Source organism: Pseudoalteromonas sp. S1612 (assembly GCF_005887175.1).
In the GTDB taxonomy this organism is placed as follows: domain Bacteria; phylum Pseudomonadota; class Gammaproteobacteria; order Enterobacterales; family Alteromonadaceae; genus Pseudoalteromonas; species Pseudoalteromonas undina.
The window spans coordinates 38,166-57,741 of record NZ_PNDH01000013.1 but is presented as its reverse complement, the minus strand read 5'-3'; the positions used below and the strand labels follow the sequence as shown (position 1 = coordinate 57,741).

Genomic DNA, 19,576 nt, shown 5'->3' with positions numbered 1-19,576 from the left:
AGCATTGCTGGGCTTTTTTACGAGATTAAACATCATTGGTGATTTATGAATATAAAAAAAGTGGCAATTTTAGGTGGTGGAACAGCTGGTTGGTTAGCTGCAAACCACATTGGCAAAGAGCTACTAAAACGCAAAGGTGTTTCAGTGACTTTAATTGAGTCACCCGATATACCGCCAATTGGAGTAGGCGAAGGCACAGTACCCGACATAAGAAACACGCTAAAAACTTTTGGTATTCGTGAAGATGAATTTATTCGCCAATGTGATGCGACGTTTAAGCAGTCGATAAAATTTGTTAACTGGATGGACAAGAAAAAGCATGGGGAAGGTAACTTTTTTCATCACTTGTTTGATATGCCAAACCCCTACGATACTAAACATTTAACTCAACATTGGTTAAACGATAAGCAAAAATCAAAAAGTCATGCGCAGTATTTATCTTCTCAGCACGCTATTTGTGAGGCTGGTTTAGCCCCCAAAAGTATCACTAATGCCCAATATGAGGGCGAGTTAGCTTATGCGTACCATTTCAATGCAGGGAAATTTGCGCAACTGCTCTCGTGTAATGCAAAAGATAAGTTTTCGGTGTCTCACGTACATACCAATGTAACTCAAGTAAAGCTTGCTAATGATGGCACAATAGCAGCGTTAGTGACTGACAGCGAAGGTGAACTTGAATTTGACTTTTATATTGATTGTTCGGGTTTTGAATCTTTACTCATAGATAAAGCTTTAAAAGTCCCTTTCGTTGATGTGTCTGACACTTTACTTATTAATAGCGCCTTAGTTGTGCAAGTACCTACAAAAGAAGACGATGATATTCCGCCTTATACACTTGCTACCGCTCATCAAGCTGGCTGGATTTGGGACATTGCGCTCACTAATAGGCGGGGAGTGGGCTTTGTTTATTCAAATAACCACATGACCGATGAACAAGCACATGAAAAACTGGACCGTTATCTAGGGGCAAGTAAGCAAGGTCTTAGTTATAGAAAAATCCCCATGAGAGTAGGTTATCGTGAAAAGTTTTGGCATAAAAACTGTGTCGCGCTTGGCTTAGCGCAAGGCTTTTTAGAACCATTAGAGGCAACCTCTATTTTATTAACTGATTTTTCAGCGAAGTTTTTAACCCTACGTTTTCCATCATCAACTGAGCAGCTTGAACAGTTAGAAACGCGGTTTAATCACGCTATGGGGTATGCGTGGGAACGTACTATTGATTTTATTAAATTGCACTACTGTATTTCAGATAGAACAGATTCAGCTTTTTGGGTGGCCAATAAAAGTGATGACACTATTTCTGAGTCATTAAAAGAAAAGCTTAGTTTGTGGGAAGAGTTCATTCCGGTTAGAGATGACTTTTTCAGCCAGTTTGAAGTGTTTTACTTAGAAAACTTTTTATTTGTACTTTATGGAATGCATTTCAACACTAAGGCACCGCCTTGTACCAGTACAGAACATGAACACTGTTTAGTACGTTTACAACAACGAGCTGAGATAGATCAATACTTAATAAATAAGCTACCCAATCACAGAGCGCTTTTAGATAAAATTAAACAATATGGACTGCAGTCAATCTAATGATTTGTGAAAGGTTTAAGCGCTATATTCACAAAGATCATCGTATACTTGCGAAAGAGGCTATCGAAAGACGGCCTTTTTTAGCATCCGCTAAGCAGCTTTGTTCAGAATAAATATTGGCACTGTGTAATAAGTTACCCTGGTAAATAACAAGGCGGTTAAATTTAGCATCAACTTTAAAAACCTGTTCAAATAAACTTGTGCTGCCAGCTAAATAGCCTTGATGCTCATTAGGGGCTTTTTTAACATCATTAACTATATCTGCGAGCAGTGGTTTGTGCTGTTGTTTAAATTCAATAATGTTTTGAGGTATATACTTATAAATACTTGTTCCACCAAGCTCCTCTGGCGATAAGTAATGAACAAATGCGTAATCTCTCTCATCACAAGAATCAATATGCGGTACTTTTTGATCAACAATTAAATTCGCAGGTTTGCATGAAACTAATGAAAGTAAACTTTTATGAAGAATAGACTCTTGATAATTTTTATTGTCTATTTTAGGCAGTATTTCATTTTGAAAAAATGCATGTAAAACCCTTAAATAAGGTTGCGGCATATTGTCGCGAATACCAGGGTAGAAGGAGTTGTCTGAAAACATAGGGTTAAAGTAGGCTATGTTGTGAGCAAAATTCATTACACTACTGGTATCTAAAAGAAAATCATCAACAACGAAGGCTGATAGCTTGGTGCCAGGGATCATCAGTTTTTCAATTTTTAAGTTTGGGTTTACAGTTAAATTTTTCATTATTTTAGTGTCTATTTTTGCTGAAATTATCTAAGTGTGAATTTTTTATTTAGGCACAAAATCAATATACCACCGAAGACAGCGTTGTCAAAGAACGCTTTTTGAGCTATCTAAGCGTGCGAATTTCACCTTTGGTAATGTTTACTAGTTATTTGTTGAAATAATCAGCGATAATGTTTTTGTTAATTAATAACGTACAAAATGACACAAAATTTTCACTTCCTTTTTGTCACCAAAACCTTTAGCCTTAGGCCACTAACAGAAAAAAATCAAATTAATAAATAACGGAGCAGTAACATGGCGGAGCAACAAGTACAGCCTTTACACAACGAAAAACATGCCAACACTAAAATTAAAAATGGCATCAACATCGAATTTATGAAAACTCAACACTTAGTGCCAGTAGTTGCACATGAGTTTGCGCGTATCGCCAATGAATTCCCAATGTCTTTTGTTAAAAATAACGAAACAGGTACTTTTCAAGCGGTTGCAATGTTTGGCCTAGAGCCAGGTGAAAATTTATTTATTGATGGCGACAAATGGACAGCATCATTTGCACCTATGGCAACAACGCGTTACCCACTAGGTTTAGTAAAGCACCCAGAGCAAGATCAATTTGGTATCGTAATTGACGAAGCGAGCTCATTAGTTGGTGAAGAAGAGGGTAATGCATTATTCGAAAACGGTGAAGAAACTGATTACCTTAAGCGTCGTAAAGAAGCGTTAGTATCGTTCATTGAGTTTTCTCAAGTAACTGATGCTTTCACTAAATTCCTTGCTGATAAAGAACTACTGGTAGCACAAACGCTAACAGTTGATATTAAAGGTGAGAAAAAAGACATCAACGGTATTTACCTTATCGATGAGAAGAAACTAAATGAGCTAAGCGATGCAGACTTTCTTGAGCTTCGTAAGCGCGGTTATTTAGCACCAATCTATTCTTTCTTAACGTCTACACACCAAGTAGCACGTTTAGCACGTTTAAAAGCGCAACAAGCGTAACTTTAAACGAAATTAAAAAAGCGCCTTAGGGCGCTTTTTTTGTGCCATTAAACTCAGTTCACTTGAAAAACGCTTCATAACCATTCACATTGGTTTTAATCCTGTATTTATAAAAGAACACACAATGAAAAAATCACTATTATTAGGGCTCATTGCAACAAGTTTAATGGGGTTGAGCACGCAGGCATTGAGTGAAAACACAAATATGCCGTTTGCCATTGCGATTCATGGCGGTGCAGGCACGATTGAAAAAAGTAAATTTACGGCAGATCAAGAGCAAGCTTATCGCAATAAATTAGCAGAAGCTGTTGAGGCCGGATATAAGGTACTTGAACAAGGCGGAGAAAGCCTTGATGCAGTGACTACTGCCATTGAAGTACTTGAACAATCGCCTTATTTTAATGCCGGGCGTGGTGCGGTATATACCTATGATGGTAGTCACGAATTAGATGCCTCTATAATGGATGGTCGCAATCGTCAAGCAGGCGCTGTGTCAGGTATTAAACATATCGAAAGTCCAATTAAACTTGCCCGGTTAGTAATGGAAAAATCAGTGCATGTGATGTTAAGTGGTCAAGGTGCAGAAGAGTTTGCCAAAGAGCAAGGCGTGAGCCTAGTAGAGAACAATATATTTGATACTGAGCATCGTTATGAGGCTTTATTAAAAGCCAAAAAGAAACTCGAGGCGAGCAAAAATACCAGTAAAGATTATCAAGCAGCGCATAAAGCGTTACCAGTAAATTATAAAGTGGGCACAGTCGGAGCGGTGGCACTGGATAAACAAGGGAATTTAGCAGCAGGTACGTCAACCGGCGGAATGACCGCAAAACGTTTTGGTCGTATTGGCGATGCACCGGTTATTGGCGCAGGCACTTTTGCTGAAAATGCCTCATGTGCGGTTTCGGCAACTGGGCACGGCGAATATTTTATTCGTTATAATGTGGCAAGTGATATTTGTGCGCGAGTAAAGTACCAAGGTAAAACCATAGACCAAGCAGGTAATGAAGTAATAAACGAAGTGCTTAAACCGATAGGGGGCACAGGCGGTGTTATTATTATTGATACAAAAGGCAGTATTAGTCTGCCGTTTAATACTTCAGGCATGTATCGTGCGAGTAAATCGAATACCCAAGCAACCTACGTAGGTATTTTTAGTGACGAGTAAACACTATTAGTCACTGGCTGGTGGTTTATATAATAATCTGCTGATTGTTATATTCTTTACAGGATTAACCCCAGCCATTTAATTTGCTACAATCGGGGCTCTTTGACTAATTTTTATAAGGTATGCAGGTGGTAAACCTAGGTCAGTTGTTTGGCGAGCTAAAAACGTGCTTAAAAAAAGATCAATTCAGTTTTAAAAAGCGTCTTCACGGCGTTAAAAAAATCACCGACGAGGCAAAACTTACCAGTGCGCTTGAAAAAATTGCGACTGATATCAGTCGTAGTCAAACGCTGCGAGAGCAGCGCTTAGTTGGGCTACCTAAAGTTACTTACCCTGAGCAGTTACCGGTTAGTCAAAAAAAAGACACCATTAAAGAGGCCATTGCTAATAATCAAGTGGTGATCATTGCTGGTGAAACTGGCTCAGGCAAAACCACACAAATACCCAAAATGTGTTTAGAGCTAGGCCGAGGCGTTGAGGGCTACATTGGCCATACGCAACCAAGGCGTTTAGCAGCACGTAGTGTTGCCAACCGTATAGCAGAAGAAATGCAATGCGAGCTTGGCCAGCAGGTCGGTTTTAAAATTCGTTTTAGCGATCAGGTATCTAATAACAGTTACATCAAACTGATGACCGACGGTATTTTATTAGCTGAAATACAACAAGACCGATTTTTAAATCAATACGACACCATTATTATTGATGAAGCGCATGAACGTAGCTTAAACATTGACTTTATTTTAGGTTATCTTAAAAATTTACTCCCAAAACGCCCCGATTTAAAAGTTATTATCACCTCAGCAACTATCGACCCTGAGCGCTTTTCTAAGCATTTTGATGATGCACCTATTATTGAAGTATCAGGAAGAACGTTTCCAGTTGATGTACGCTATAACCCAATTAGTGATATTCAAAAAGAAGATATGGAAGCCGAAGGCGACCAACTTCAGGGGATTTTTGATGCGGTAGATGAACTTTGCGCCGAAGGTCCTGGCGATATACTGATTTTTTTAAATGGTGAGCGAGAAATACGCGATACCGCCGATGCACTAAGCAAGCGTAATTTAAAACACACAGATGTATTACCTTTGTATTCAAGGCTATCGAATGCTGAGCAAAACCGTATTTTTGCGCCGCATTCGCGCCGCCATATTATACTCTCTACCAACGTCGCTGAAACATCGCTAACAGTACCTGGTATTCGTTATGTTATTGACCCAGGGACTGCGCGAATTAGTCGTTATAGTTATCGCACAAAAGTGCAACGTTTACCTATAGAGCCTATTTCGCAAGCCAGTGCTAATCAGCGAATGGGGCGCTGTGGACGTGTTGAAGCGGGTATTTGTATTCGTTTATATTCAGAAGATGACTTTTTATCGCGTCCTGAATTTACTGACCCTGAAATATTACGTACTAATTTAGCATCAGTTATTTTGCAAATGTTAGCCCTTGGGCTGGGTGATATGGCGCAATTTCCTTTTGTGCAAGCTCCAGATAGCCGAAATATTAATGATGGTTTAACATTGCTTGAAGAGTTACAAGCAGTAAAAGCGGCTAAGCGTCATCAAAAAACCAGCCTAACACAATCTGGGCGAGAGCTAAGTCGTTTGCCGGTTGACCCGCGTTTAGCAAAAATGGTGCTAACTGCACATAAACTGGGTGCATTGCGTGAGGTGATAGTTATTGTTGCCGCGCTTTCAATTCAAGACCCCCGCGAGCGACCACAAGAAAAACGCCAAGCCGCGAATGAAAAACATGGTCGCTTTGACGATCCAGACTCTGACTTTATTGCCTTTTTAAACCTGTGGAATTACTTAGAAGAGCAGCAAAGTGAGCTGACTAACAGCCAGTTTAGAAAGTTATGTCAAAAAGACTTTTTAGCCTATATGCGTATTCGTGAATGGCAAGATATCGTTTATCAAATCAGCACTGTGTGCAATGAAATGAAAATGAAAGCCACCACTAATGTCGCAGACAGTGAGCTTATTCACAAAGCACTTTTAAGTGGCATGCTCAGTCACATCGGTTTTAAAGACGAAAAGCAGCTATATAAAGGTGCGCGTAATAGCCAATTTCATATTTTCCCAGGCTCAGGCTTATTTAAAAAGAGTCCAAAATGGATGATGTCGGCTGAGTTGGTGGAAACCAGTAAACTCTATGCTCGTATTAATGCCAAAATTGATGTGAACTGGGTAGAGCCGTTTGCTCAGCATTTAGTAAAACGCAGCTACACAGAACCCCACTGGGAGAAAAAGCCCGGTGCGGTCATCGCCTTTGAACAACAAACACTGTATGGCTTATTAATTGTTAATAAACGCCGCTGTGTGTACAGCAATATTGACCCAAAAGTAAGCCGTGAGTTGTTTATTCGCACAGCGCTGATTGAACAAGAGCTGGGACTCAATGAAGGATTTTTACAATATAACCGCGAATTAATTGAAGATATTCAAGTGCTCGAGAACAAATCTCGTAGGCGCGATATTTTAGTTGATGAACAAACCTTATTTGAGTTTTACGAGAAAAAAATACCGAACGATATTAATAATCGTGCTGCGTTTATTAAGTGGTATAAAACACAAAAACAGCAAGACAAACACTACCTGCACATGACGCGTGAAGAGCTAATGCAGCATGGTGCAAGTAGCATTACCGAATTTGATTATCCAGATACATGGCAACAAGATAACTTAATGTTGCCGCTTACTTATCATTTTGATCCAGGCCAAGCAGTTGATGGTGTTGCCGTGCAGATACCGGTTGCGCTATTAAACCAAGTTCAAGAAAGTGGTTTTGATTGGCATATACCGGCATTTCGTCATGAGCTAATTTGTGGGTTAATCAAGTCATTGCCAAAGTCACTTCGCCGTAACTTTGTCCCTGCGCCTAATTATGCCGATGCGGTGTTAGCGGCCATAGAGCCTCTACAAGGCTCGTTAATCGACTCACTAAGTAATCGGTTATTGCGCATGACTGGCGTGCGAGTCGACCCTGAGGCGTGGGATTTAACAGCCCTTGCTCCTCATTTAAGATTGCAGTTTGAAGTCCGTGATGAAAACGACCAACTTCTTGCCCGTGGGCTCGATTTAGCTAAGCTTAAAGCGCAGCTTCAAGGCAAAGTGACAGACACCTTATCTAAAGTGGCCGACAAAGGCATAGAAAAAACCGATTTAACCCAGTGGGATTTTGGTGAGTTACCAACATCGTATGTGAAAAAGCAAGGTCAATACGAAATTAAAGCCTATCCAGCGCTGGTGGATAAAAAATCAACGGCCGCAGTAGAGCTATTCGATAACGAAATAAAAGCGCAATTAGCGCACCAGCAAGGTTTACGTCGTTTAGTACTGTTAAACGTGCCATCACCTATTAAATACCTGCAGCAAAACCTACCAAACAAAGCTAAATTAGGATTGTACTTTAATCCTTTTGGTAAAATTGCCGATTTAATAGATGACTGCATTGCATCAGGCGTTGATAGCCTATTAGTTAAATATGGTGACATTCGTACAAGTGAGGCATTTGAAACGGTTAAAGAGCATATTCGCGGCGAGTTAGGCGATACCGTTGTGGCCATTGCTACGCAGGTTGAGCAAGTACTGAGTATTGCGCATGCACTGCATAAAAAAATGAAAGGGCGTGTAGATTTAACCATGATCACCGCTCATGGGGATATTAAGTCTCAGCTAGAGTCGCTTATTTTTAAAGGCTTTGTCAGTCAACATGGGGCAGACAAACTAGGCGATTTAATTCGTTATTTAAAAGCGATTCAAAAACGCCTAGAAAAACTACCTGTTGACCCAAATCGTGATAGATTATGTGTGTTAGAGCTTGAAAAAGTAGCGCAAGAATATAAAAAACTGACAAATAAAACACCTAAAGGAATGCCATTGCCTACTGATGTTGAGGCTATTTTTTGGATGCAGCAAGAATTACGCGTATCCTTATTTGCACAAACCTTAGGTACGCCTTATCCAATTTCAGCAAAACGTGTGTTAAATGCGATAAAAGAAATTGAATAATCTCTTCATTCTCTATTAAGCTAAGTAAGTTAACAGAGGGACTAACTTGAGAAGGAAATGACATACCTATGTCCTCATTACTAAAACACAAAGCGCGACAGTTGTTAGTGGTTGATGATGAGTATTTCAATTTTGAAATACTCAAAGCAGGGTTAGCATCAACATTTGATTTGAGCTATGCTGACTCAGGTAAAAGTTGTTTAGCATCTGCGATTGCAAATCCGCCCGATATTATTTTGCTTGATGTGTGTATGCCAGGACTCGACGGTTATGATACGTGTCGCATACTTAAACACACGCCAGAGACAAAAAACATTCCGGTGGTCATGATATCTGGACTTGAGTCGGAGCTTGAGCAACAAGCAGGCTTTGACGCAGGGTGCGATGCTTACGTTGTAAAACCTTTTTCTATCGCTGTACTACGAGAAAAAATTAATAATATTGTGTAGAGGGAATTATGTTTACTGAAGATAAGCGAAACTATAGACGTATGCAGGTTAACACGCCAGCGAAGTTAACCTCAATAGAGCCAGTTGCTGGGCTTAGTTACACTGGCACATGCCTTGATTTAAGTGCAACGGGTCTTTCATTACAACTCGATGATTTGTTAGAGCTTAACTCAATTTTATCGGTTGATATTGCATCAACACATCCAAGCATTGCACCATTGAAAGCCACCGTTAAGGTGATACGTGCCAGCACAGAAGAGGATGGCACGATAACCGCAGGGCTTGAAATTGTAGAGTTTAACTAACTACTGAATTAGTTTTTAGTAAACCTTACAAATAAGCCCTTTAAGGTAAAAGCCTTCAGGATAGCTGCCTGCAATAGGGTGGTCAGCTGCTTGATTTAAGCGCTCCATGATCAGTAAATCCTTACCTGCATCAAGGGCTGCATCTGCGACCACTTTTTGAAACAAGTTTTGTTCCATTAAACCAGAGCATGAGAATGTTAGCAGTGTGCCACCTGGCTTTAATATTTGCATCGCAATCATATTTATATCTTTATAACCACGACACGCCCCAGTTAACTGCGCTTTGTTATCAGCAAACTTTGGTGGGTCCATGACGATCGTATCAAACATCACCCCGTCTTCACGGTATTGGCGCAATAATTTAAAGACATCTTGTTTTACAAAGTCGACTTTATTTAAATCAAGGTTATTATGCTCTACATTGCGCTTTGCCGTATCAAGTGCTGGTTGTGAAACATCAACATTGGTTACATGTTTACAGCCACCGCGAAGGGCATAAAGAGAAAAAGTACCTGTATAACTAAAGCAATTTAATACGGTTTTGTCTTTTGAAAAACGCTCCAGTGCAGCTCGACTATCTCGTTGATCTAAATAAAAGCCAGTTTTATGGCCTTCCATTATATCAACTTCAATCTTTAAGCCATTTTCTTCAATTATGACAGGTTCAGTGGGTTCACTCCCCCAAAGCACGCCCTTAATAGGCTCAAGCCCTTCTTTGGTTCGAACATCTACATCTGAGCGCTCATAAATATTAGAGCCTGGGAAAATAGCCATTAAAGCGCCAACAATTTCACCTTTGTGACGTTCTGCACCTGCGCTTAGTAATTGACACACAATTACATTATCAAACTTATCTATGGTAATACCGGGTAAGTAGTCTGATTCTGCTGCACATAACCTAAAGCCGGTAAGTCCACCTTCTTCAATTGCATGGCTGCGAGCTTCTAAAGCACGGCGAAGACGACGCTCAAAGAAATGTTGATCAATCACTTCTTTTTCATCAAAGCTCCAAACACGAGCACGTATTTGTGAATGAGGACTGTAAGCTGCGGTGGCTAAAAATTTACCCTCACTGTCGTGTATGGTTACCGTGTCACCTAATCCAGGTTTACCTTTAATTTTTTTGATGGCTTTAGAAAATAACCAAGGGTGTTTTCTTTTTAATGATTTATCGCGACCAGCTTGTAGGTAAACGGCAGATGACATAAGGCTTCTCTGTAGTAATAAATAAGCGCTGTATTTTAGTCAAGGCTCGCGCAACATACAATGAATGTTTTGCAAGGGGCTTATAAATCGCGGTAAAGTAGCCATAATTAACTCGTTTAAATAGATTTTTGGAAATTCGGTGGACAATTCAGCGCTTAGCCCCTCATTACAGCAACTTAATCAGCAATGCAGAGACTTTATTACATCCTTAGTACATGCGGATGTTGCCCATGATATTACCCATATTGAACGGGTAGTGCGTGTTGCTGTGCAGCTATGTATAGCAGAGCAGGCTGATATGGCGATTGTATTGCCTGCAGCTTGGTTGCATGATTGTGTCGCAGTGGCTAAAAATCATCCAGATAGAGCAAGGGCATCAACAATGGCCGCGGATAAAGCGATTAACTTTTTAGCGTCTATTGGCTATGATGACGCGCTATTTGATGATATTCACCATGCCATTGCCGCACATAGTTTTAGCGCCAATATTGCTATTAAAACGGTTGAAGCACAGATTGTACAAGATGCTGACAGAATGGATGCCTTGGGTGCTATTGGCGTAAGCCGTTGTATGAAAGTAGGCGGCTCTATTAGTCGATTATTATACAACCCCGATGATCCATTTTGTTTAAACCGAGAAGCAGACGATAAAAAATACACCCTAGATCATTTTTTTATTAAATTACTGCATATTGCCCAGAGTATGAATACTCCTTCTGCAAAAGCCGAAGCACAAAGACGCACTGCATATATGCACGACTTTTTAGCTCAGCTTAAATCTGAAATTGGTGAACAACGCGATGACACCTAAACTTTCGGGAATTGATCATTGTCATTTAAATGTTCAAAGCCTCAACCAAGCTATTGAGTGGTATGAAAAGGTGCTTGGTTTTACCGTAGTAGAGCAGTTAGCCTTTTGGAATGAAGAGGGAAAAGGTCCTTTAACACTCGAAGATGAAAATGCCACTACACGATTGGCTTTATTTGAAGGCGATGGGCGTAGTAAAGGAATCGCTTTTGCTGCAACAGGGGAGCAATTTGTTATTTGGCTTAAGCATCTTAAGCAGCATCAAGTGAAAACCATATTGGCTGATCATGGCGTGACATTTTCAATGTATTTTAAAGATATTAGTGGCAATAGCCATGAGATCACGTCCCATGACTATCGTATTATAAAACAGCATTTTCCGGCTGTAGCTTTAGGCTCTCACAATGCCAAAAGAAGCTAGGGTCAGTTGCACTTTGCGCAGTAATATTTGCTCAAATAAGGGGAGATTTAATCGCGCTCTTGATGGGCCTTTTTTATCGCTAGAACAGCGTCTATCTGACCAATAAAAAGCTCAACTAGATGTGGGTCAAAATGTTTTCCCGCTTGGTGCTGCATATGTTCTATTGTTTGCTCAATGCTCCAAGGCTCTTTATAAGGACGTTTTGATGTGAGTGCATCAAATACATCAGCAATCGCCACAATCCGTCCCTCAATCGAAATTTCTTCGCCTTTCAATCCATTAGGATAGCCAGTGCCATCCCATTTCTCATGATGTTCAATTGCCAGTACGTGGGCAAGTTGCAACAAAGGGGAGGGTGAGTTGGCCAATATTTTAGCTCCTATAGCAGCATGCTCTTTCATGTGTGCAAATTCGTCTGGAGTTAATTTTCCTGGTTTTAATAATATTGAATCAGGAATGCCTATTTTTCCGACATCGTGCATTGGTGCAGCTTGGCGCAATAACTCAGCGTGTTGTTCATTCATTCCTAGCGCTAAAGCAAGTACCTTGCTGTATTGACTCATTCGAGCAATATGTTCACCCGTATCGGTATCTTTGTACTCTGCAGCGCGCCCCAATCGTTCTACTAAGTCTACATGTGCTTGTTTTAGCTGCTCGGCTTGTACTAAAGAAAGATGTGTTTTTACCCTTGCCTTTACAATAGCAGGGCTAATAGGTTTGGTTATGTAATCAACTGCACCTAAAGAAAACCCTTCTGATTCATCTTGCTCTTGTGTAAGTGCGGTAACAAAAATAACTGGAATATGTGCGGTTGTAGGATTAGCTTTTAAAATTTTACACACTTCAAAGCCATTCATATCTGGCATCATAACATCAAGTAAAATGAGGTTCGGTGGATCGTTTTCAATTAATTGCAGTGCTAATGGCCCCGATTTAGCGAACGACAAACGGTAGTTACTCGCTAAAACCTCGCGCATTACTTTTAAATTCGCAGGTTCATCATCGACGATTAATATTCGCGCCTGATTTATAGATTGAGCCATCGTCGTCCTCAGAAGAGCTAATTATTAAGTGTTGTTAATAATGCATTGAGCTCTATTTTTGCATTATCAAATTCAAATTCATTAAACTGTTCACAAATGCTTAAAATAGCATTTTTGTGCTGTTCTGGTGTTATTTTCTCAATATAACTTAATAACGTATCGTCCAACTCTGCTCGTTTAGCTTGGCTAAGTAAAAGCGTTAATTGGTGAATAAATTCAGCATTTGACACGGTTACTTTTTGTAATTTATTCTCTTTAGGAGCAAAATGTAAATGTGATAATTCATCTGCTAGCTGTTGCCACTCTTGTTGGCATTGTAATATGCATTGGACATAAGTAGCTATATCACGCTGCTTTTCAGCTTGAGCAACTAAGTCAGACAAATTATTAAGCGCTAAGTTACCTGCAAGACCTTTTAAATTATGTAGAATTTGAGCATGGTGTTTATCGTTTAGCTTATTGGTCGCTAAGGTTTGCATACTATTTTGATGCTGAGCTAAAAAGAGCGCGACTTCTTTGAGGTGCTTTTCTTTACTGCCCCACATTTTCTCACCTTTAGCTAAATCTATACGGAGTTTTGAGTCAATCGGATCTGCAGTTTCTAACCGGCTTATAGCAAGCTCAAGCACTCTTGCTATTTCGTAGTTGAGCTGGTTTATGTCAACGGGTTTAGTTGTAAATCCATTCATACCCGCTTGTTTGGCTGTTAGCTTGTCTTGCTGTAGCACACTGGCTGTTAAAGCAATTATTGGGGTTTGCTCTAGTTGCTTTTGCTGCTCTAAAGAGCGAATTGATGCCGTAGCACTGATCCCATCGCATTTAGGCATATGAATATCCATTAAAATAATATCAAAGCGATGTTGATTAAATATTTCAATGGCCTCAAAGCCATTATTAGCCTTTCTTACCTGATGTCCAGCTTGTGAGAGCATAATGGTGAGTAGCTCAATATTTTGTTCAATGTCATCGACCACTAAGATTTTTAATGGTGGTAAATTAAATACGTTTTTACTAATGGTCTGTACCTGACTTTTCTCGCCTTTTTCAAGCGCGACAGTAAAGCAAAAGCAGCTACCTTGGCCAAGGGTACTTTGTGCATATATATGGCCACCCATTAACTCAACCAGCTGTTTACTAATCGTTGTTCCAAGCCCTGTGCCACCAAATCGGCGAGTTGTGGTGCCGTCTGCTTGCTCAAAAGGTTTAAAGATAGCCTCAAGACGATCTTTTTCAATACCTATACCTGTGTCTTGTACTTCAAATAAAATAGGATGATTGGGGTTATGAGTAACCGACAAAGTAACATGGCCTAGTTCGGTAAACTTTATCGCATTGCCGATTAAATTGGTTAGCACTTGGCGTAAACGCGTATCGTCACCCAAATAAAATGGATTCACATTGTCAGCTATTTTTAAATTGAGTTTTAGGTCTTTACGTTTTGCATCCAGCCAAAATGTAGACACAATATTGTCGAGTAATTCTTGCAAGTTAAAATGTACATTTTGAATTTCGAGTTTGCCTTTTTCTAACTTTGCTGAGTCGAGGATATCGTTAAGTAAGTGCAACAAAGAACGCGCGGCGTTATTAACAGTAATTATTTGCTTCTGTTGATCTTTATTAAGCGGGCTATCTATCAAGATATCACTAAAGCCAATAATTGCATTCATGGGGGTACGTATCTCATGACTCATATTTGCCATAAAAGACTGTTTAGCTTGCGCGGCTACTTCAGCCTCGTATTTAGCTTGTTTTAAGCTTTGCTCATATTCATAGCGTTTGGTTATATCAACCAAAACGCCATCAACCCAGCGGGCATCATTTTTAGAGCCTGTGACAATACTTGCTTGATCCAGTACCCAAATAATATTGCCGTTGCGATGGCGAATGCGGTATTCAATTGAGTATTGACTGGTTGATGCAACCGCTTGATCAATGGCTAAAGAAATAGCCGCTTCATCTTCTTTAACAATCAGCTCGGCAAAGGTAATACGCTGCTCAGTAAACTCTTCAGCGCGATAACCAGTTAGTTCATAGACGCTTGGGCTTATAAACAACATACTCCAGTGTTCATCTAACAAGCAGCGAAATACAACACCGGGCATATTGTTCATCAAGGTACGATATTGTCGCTCTTTTTCAATTAAGCTTTGTTGTAATGCTTTTTGTTCAGTTAAATCGGTAATAAAGCCAACAAATAGTGTTTCAGTTTGCAATTGCTTTACTTCACCAATCCCTAGTCGAATTGGAAATTGATGACCATTTTTATGTTTTGCCCACACATCACGATTAACGCCAATCACACGCTTTACTTCATGGTTTGTGGTGTTTTTTAAAAAAGCATCGTGTTGATTAGCAATATCATCAGCCATCAATATTTTTACATTTAGGCCAATGACCTCATTATCTTTCCAGCCAAAAATCGTTTCTGCGGCCTTATTAAAGCTTAAAATGGTACCTTTAATATTGATAGTGACGATGCCATCAATAGCAGTTGATAAAATAGCATCAAGGCGAGACTCTTCAGCAGATTTTTTCCCTAACAGCATTCTGTAGCGGATCATGCCATTGATGATCACAACCACCGCTGTTAATAAAAGCGTGGCGAACGACACACTAATAGCAATAAAGGTTAAGTGCGATTGATTTGTTTGCTCGTTAATTATCGGAGTGGTTGCAATAAATCGCGCAGCGGCCATGCCCATATAGTGCATGCCAGCCACGGCAAGCCCCAGAATAAGCGCACAAATAATACGATTATGCACCGGCGTTAATTTTTTAAAGTGTGCAGGTAAATGAAAACGTACATAGAGGCTGATGAAAGAGAGCAGCACTGCTACAACAATTGAAGCGCTAAACCACATTGGATCATAACGAAGTAATGGACTTAATTGCATTGCTGCCATACCACTGTAATGCATGGTGCCAACACCCGCGCCAAATAAAAGTGAGCTTAGAATTAAATTGATAATACGAGGGTGGGTGCTATATGTTTTCAAACAAGAAAAAGCAATGGTACACGCCAGTAAAGCCGGTATAAACGACACAAAAGTGAGTGTGGGATCGTATTCAATTGTAGTGCACAAAGAAAATGCGAGCATAGCAATAAAATGCATACTCCATACCCCCCCAGCAAGCACTAAAGCTGCAGTTACATTGGCCAGCTTACGATAAGACTTAAAGTGAGTATTATTTGCTAAATCGATCACGTGCAGGGAAAAGTAGGCTGCAAAAATTGCGGTGAGTATAGATAGTGTCACTAAACTTGGGTCGTATACACCATTAATAATTAGACTTGGATCTGGTTGGTTTATAAAAAAATTAGATAGCATCAATCATTCACATAATAACTCTTAAACCCAGTCTAATATAAACGCAACAATAATCACAAGGTATTGAGCTCTAAGTTACAACAGCAACGTAAGTGTTTTAAGCTCTAAACTTACTATTCATTGAGAATTACTACATGCATTGGTATTAAAATGGCATTTAGTAGAGATTATTTATAGATCAGCCGTTATGGTACAAGGTAAAATAAAGCCCAGTGTTTAATTATAACTAGGCAGCATTCATTGTTGGATTACACTTTAAAGCGAAGTAAACGAAGAAAAACAGTAGCGATTAAAGTCGCACAACGAGAACTTACGGTGTATGCGCCCCATTTTGTAACGAAAACACAAATTAATGAATGGCTGTTGAGTAAACAGGGCTGGATTGATGCTCAGTTACATAAGCAACAAATTCAAGCCGATACACGACAGTTTCCACTCAAAACCCATAGCATTAAACTATTTAATGAAGCTGTAAATGTGCAATTTGAAAATGCAGCACGCACTCAATGGCAGCAGCACAATGAAAGCCAAACGCTGTTACTGAGTATTTCTTCACGTGTGAAGCATCGAACGCAAATGTATCAAGGTTTGCTAGAGCAATTTTTGCATGAGAAGTTAGAAAGTTATATTGAAATGCGAGTTAACGACTATTGTCAGCTGATGGGTGAAAAGCTACCGAGTAATATTCGTATTCAATTGTATAAGCGTCGCTGGGGCAGTTGTAACCGCAGGCGTGAACTGACCTTCAACTTGCACTTGGCAAGCGCACCTACATGGATAATTGACTACGTGATTGTGCATGAGTTAGCGCATTTAAAGTATTTAAATCACAGTGCACAATTTTGGCATCGTGTAGGATTATTTTATTCAGAACACAAAAAAGCAAGTGCTTGGTTAAATAAGCATGGCATGAGTTTACAATGGGTTTTTGAATAATTAGAACATAAAACGAGGTAGTAAAGAGAAGTGGTGGAGGGAGCTGGATTCGAACCAGCGAAGGCTGAGCCGTCAGATTTACAGTCTGATCCCTTTGGCCGCTCGGGAACCCCTCCACACTAATTTTTATTGCATTTGGCCCCACTTAACTTAGCCTAAGAAAAGTGGTGGAGGGAGCTGGATTCGAACCAGCGAAGGCTGAGCCGTCAGATTTACAGTCTGATCCCTTTGGCCGCTCGGGAACCCCTCCAATGCAACGCGGCAGATAATAGCAAACTTCTTATTTAAGTAAAGAAAAAAGCTAAAGAAAATTCAAATTTAGCCGATAAATACTTATTAATTAGTTAAATAGGCTAAAGTCTATGCAGGTTGGTGATTTGTTAATCACGGAGAGCCAGTTAAAAACGAGGCTTAATGAAAGTGTGCACGATAACCGCCGAGGCGAGTTTGCACTTTTATTAGCAATGCTCTCTCATGACGCGCTTGATTTTAGTGAGTTTCACTTACCTAAAAGTGATGCAAGTGGTTACCAAGCTGATGAAGAGACCTTGCGAAAGCAATTTGGTGCGGGCCCAAAGCAGCCATTAGCGCCAGATACCTTTAATATGTTAATTGGCAAAAATAACACGGAACTTTTAGCAAAAATGGGAAGCGCTATAGGGATGAGTGATATAAAGTTAACTCAGTGCTTAAAGCCTGAACCGTTAAATATTCGAGATGATAAAAATCATATTCCGCTTAACGTGATTGATAATTGTGAACTGGCGGTACGTCGGCGAATTAAAAACAGTGATATGCCGCTCTCAAATATGCAAATGGATGCCGCAGCATTTTATGATGATTTACAAAATGAAGCCCTCCACCAGCCATTACATTTGTTTAGTGCCTAATTAAATTACATTAAATGCTGTTTTTTAAGCGCCATTAGATTGTAATAAACTGTGTTTATATTAGTGGTTTTGTAGGTACTTTATTTTAATAACCGATTTAATATAAAAAAAGCATCCAAAATTTAAATGCAATTGCTATAATGGCGCAAATGGTATGACATTAAATGCCATTATCATTAAACCAAGGTAATTAGGAACGTAATGAAGAAAACATTCACGCTGAATCATGAGAAAATCAAATACCCTCGTATGGTTGATGCTGCAAAGCATGAAGTGAAAAAATATTTGAAAAGAGAACGTAATAAAACTTTACCTGTTGATGCCGACTACTGGGCATTTGATTGTAAGTTTGGTAACACGGCTGAAGAGGCCCAAGTGGTTCACGTTGCTGAAATTAACAATCACATCAGTGAAATTGAAAAGCAAGGTTTAACCTCTTTCTACTTAGAGATTTTAGCAAGACCTGCACAGCGTCAAGACTTCGATGAAGGTGATGATGAATAAAGCGCTAAGTTGCGTTTAGTGTAGTTTGTGAAAATGGGCCAAGTGGCCCATTTTTTGTGGTTGTTACTTATACACTATGACACTTTTTATACTTTTTATTACTGCCGCAAGGACAAGTATCATTGCGTTTCACTTTAATATCAGCAACCGGTGTGATCTCACCATCAAGGTATCGCCACTGTTCATCTTCTTTAATAAACTTTGAATGCTCAGCCAGCTCGCAATACAAGTCTTGATAAAAGTAATGGGCTTTAAACTTTACAAACCCTGTTTCATCATTATAACCAGAATCTAATACGGTTAAGTTTATAAAGCGGCAACTAGTTGCAAAGTCCTTAATTTCTGATAGTGAGTTTTCAGCTTGCTTTTCTTTTGCGTAACTTTCACGAACAAAAGCCGCGTTTTTAACCGCATATGCACTGTAGCGAGCACGCATAAGTTGCTCAGGTGTTTGTGGCTGTTTGGTTTTTAAATGAAAAGGTTCACAGCAATCAGCATAAAGTTGCTGACTGCCACAAAAACATAGTAGGGCGTTAGAGGTCATAATAAATGTACTGTGTATTAAAACGCTAGTTTACCAAGCTTATTGCGTTAGTGAAATCTCAGCTTGAGCGCTTTTTTTGCTAAAGCAATACAGCTTAGTGCGTGTATGGCTCAGGTTTAATGATAACTGTGATAGTTGCTGATTATTTATTATGTCGGTCCAGGTGATCACCGCTGCAAAATTTCCATTGTGAAGTGCAGAACTTAAAACATACTCTATATTAACTAAATGTTTTTGGCGTATAACTAATAATTTACTGGTATCAATTGAACATGAATCAAGTAACGCTTTACTAGGTACATGGTCTGGCGCAATTAAAAGTGTCCATGCATTTAAGCTATTGTATTGGTGTAATACTTTTAATAATTCAAAGGTCGCTGAAATCTCATCTTCAATTTGTACAACGTTAACACAATCAGATTGGTCATCTTGTTGGTAGCTCTTAACTGTTCTTACGGTAATAGGCTGTAACATAATCGTCTCACTCACTGGGTTTTTATACAGTACATGTATACAGTAGTTTATACAGTTGTTTGGTGCAAGTGTTTTTTGCTATTTTTTTGTACAGTTATTCAGCTGAGCACGATAATGAAACTATTTAAAAATAAATAGTTCATATATAACAATAG

Annotated in this window: 17 protein-coding genes and 2 tRNA genes; 11 read left to right on the top strand and 8 right to left on the bottom strand. The window is 39.5% G+C overall.

What is annotated here, in order from left to right:
• Positions 1-45: 45 nt before the first annotated feature.
• On the top strand, positions 46-1,581 hold the full coding sequence (locus CWB78_RS06065; protein ID WP_138594655.1) for a tryptophan halogenase family protein: 1,536 nt from the start codon (positions 46-48) through the stop codon (positions 1,579-1,581).
• Between the two features lie 37 nt (positions 1,582-1,618).
• On the opposite strand, the gene CWB78_RS06060 is transcribed toward CWB78_RS06065, so the two are convergent.
• Positions 1,619-2,329 (bottom strand): DUF6445 family protein, encoded by a 711-nt coding sequence (locus CWB78_RS06060; RefSeq protein WP_138594653.1) that lies wholly within the window; start codon positions 2,327-2,329, stop codon positions 1,619-1,621.
• Positions 2,330-2,626: 297 nt separating this feature from the next.
• Between CWB78_RS06060 and CWB78_RS06055 the strand changes: the two genes are divergently transcribed.
• The 5 genes from CWB78_RS06055 (at position 2,627) to CWB78_RS06035 (ending at position 9,266) form a co-directional block, all read left to right on the top strand.
• Positions 2,627-3,331, top strand: a complete 705-nt coding sequence (locus tag CWB78_RS06055; protein ID WP_010388497.1) for a SapC family protein — start codon at positions 2,627-2,629, stop codon at positions 3,329-3,331.
• 124 nt (positions 3,332-3,455) lie between these two features.
• Complete coding sequence (locus CWB78_RS06050; protein ID WP_138594651.1) at positions 3,456-4,496, top strand: isoaspartyl peptidase/L-asparaginase family protein; 1,041 nt, start codon at positions 3,456-3,458, stop codon at positions 4,494-4,496.
• Between the two features lie 128 nt (positions 4,497-4,624).
• Positions 4,625-8,512 (top strand): ATP-dependent RNA helicase HrpA, encoded by a 3,888-nt coding sequence (hrpA, locus tag CWB78_RS06045; protein ID WP_171040314.1) that lies wholly within the window; start codon positions 4,625-4,627, stop codon positions 8,510-8,512.
• A 68-nt stretch (positions 8,513-8,580) separates the two neighbouring features.
• Positions 8,581-8,961: a response regulator gene (locus tag CWB78_RS06040; protein WP_008113026.1), complete on the top strand. Its 381-nt coding sequence runs from the start codon at positions 8,581-8,583 to the stop codon at positions 8,959-8,961.
• An 8-nt stretch (positions 8,962-8,969) separates the two neighbouring features.
• The gene (locus CWB78_RS06035; protein ID WP_010388503.1) at positions 8,970-9,266 is read left to right on the top strand and encodes a PilZ domain-containing protein; all 297 of its coding nucleotides are present in this window, start codon (positions 8,970-8,972) and stop codon (positions 9,264-9,266) included.
• Positions 9,267-9,281: 15 nt separating this feature from the next.
• Here the strand turns inward: CWB78_RS06035 and CWB78_RS06030 are convergent, their stop codons facing one another.
• A complete protein-coding gene (locus CWB78_RS06030) occupies positions 9,282-10,472 on the bottom strand; it encodes a class I SAM-dependent methyltransferase (protein WP_138594648.1) in 1,191 nt (396 codons plus the stop codon).
• A gap of 139 nt (positions 10,473-10,611) precedes the next feature.
• Between CWB78_RS06030 and CWB78_RS06025 the strand changes: the two genes are divergently transcribed.
• Positions 10,612-11,283 (top strand): HD domain-containing protein, encoded by a 672-nt coding sequence (locus CWB78_RS06025; RefSeq protein ID WP_010388506.1) that lies wholly within the window; start codon positions 10,612-10,614, stop codon positions 11,281-11,283.
• Positions 11,273-11,701 (top strand): VOC family protein, encoded by a 429-nt coding sequence (locus CWB78_RS06020; protein ID WP_075169045.1) that lies wholly within the window; start codon positions 11,273-11,275, stop codon positions 11,699-11,701. Before CWB78_RS06025 ends, CWB78_RS06020 begins: the two co-directional genes overlap by 11 nt.
• 47 nt (positions 11,702-11,748) lie before the next feature.
• Here CWB78_RS06020 and CWB78_RS06015 read toward each other — a convergent pair whose 3' ends face one another.
• Together CWB78_RS06015 and CWB78_RS06010 are read right to left on the bottom strand one after the other, a co-directional pair.
• Positions 11,749-12,744: a response regulator gene (locus CWB78_RS06015; RefSeq protein ID WP_138594646.1), complete on the bottom strand. Its 996-nt coding sequence runs from the start codon at positions 12,742-12,744 to the stop codon at positions 11,749-11,751.
• 17 nt (positions 12,745-12,761) lie between these two features.
• On the bottom strand, positions 12,762-16,073 hold the full coding sequence (locus tag CWB78_RS06010) for a PAS domain S-box protein (protein WP_138594644.1): 3,312 nt from the start codon (positions 16,071-16,073) through the stop codon (positions 12,762-12,764).
• Positions 16,074-16,316: 243 nt separating this feature from the next.
• Between CWB78_RS06010 and CWB78_RS06005 the strand changes: the two genes are divergently transcribed.
• Positions 16,317-17,009, top strand: coding sequence for a M48 family metallopeptidase (locus CWB78_RS06005; RefSeq protein ID WP_010388510.1), 693 nt, complete (start codon positions 16,317-16,319; stop codon positions 17,007-17,009).
• 31 nt (positions 17,010-17,040) lie between these two features.
• On the opposite strand, the gene CWB78_RS06000 is transcribed toward CWB78_RS06005, so the two are convergent.
• Together CWB78_RS06000 and CWB78_RS05995 are read right to left on the bottom strand one after the other, a co-directional pair.
• Positions 17,041-17,125, bottom strand: a tRNA-Tyr gene (locus CWB78_RS06000).
• Positions 17,126-17,174: 49 nt separating this feature from the next.
• A tRNA-Tyr gene (locus CWB78_RS05995) sits at positions 17,175-17,259 on the bottom strand.
• Positions 17,260-17,371: 112 nt separating this feature from the next.
• Here CWB78_RS05995 and CWB78_RS05990 point away from each other — a divergent pair.
• Both CWB78_RS05990 and CWB78_RS05985 read left to right on the top strand, forming a co-directional pair.
• A complete protein-coding gene (locus CWB78_RS05990; protein ID WP_138594642.1) occupies positions 17,372-17,899 on the top strand; it encodes a VC2046/SO_2500 family protein in 528 nt (175 codons plus the stop codon).
• Positions 17,900-18,100: 201 nt separating this feature from the next.
• Entirely contained in the window at positions 18,101-18,403 is a 303-nt protein-coding gene (locus CWB78_RS05985; RefSeq protein WP_054201143.1) for a DUF6172 family protein, read from the top strand.
• Between the two features lie 67 nt (positions 18,404-18,470).
• Here CWB78_RS05985 and CWB78_RS05980 read toward each other — a convergent pair whose 3' ends face one another.
• Positions 18,471-18,947: a YchJ family protein gene (locus CWB78_RS05980; protein WP_010388514.1), complete on the bottom strand. Its 477-nt coding sequence runs from the start codon at positions 18,945-18,947 to the stop codon at positions 18,471-18,473.
• Positions 18,948-18,986: 39 nt separating this feature from the next.
• Positions 18,987-19,421, bottom strand: a complete 435-nt coding sequence (locus tag CWB78_RS05975) for a SulA-like leucine-rich domain-containing protein (protein WP_010388516.1) — start codon at positions 19,419-19,421, stop codon at positions 18,987-18,989.
• Between the last annotated feature and the right edge of the window lie 155 nt (positions 19,422-19,576).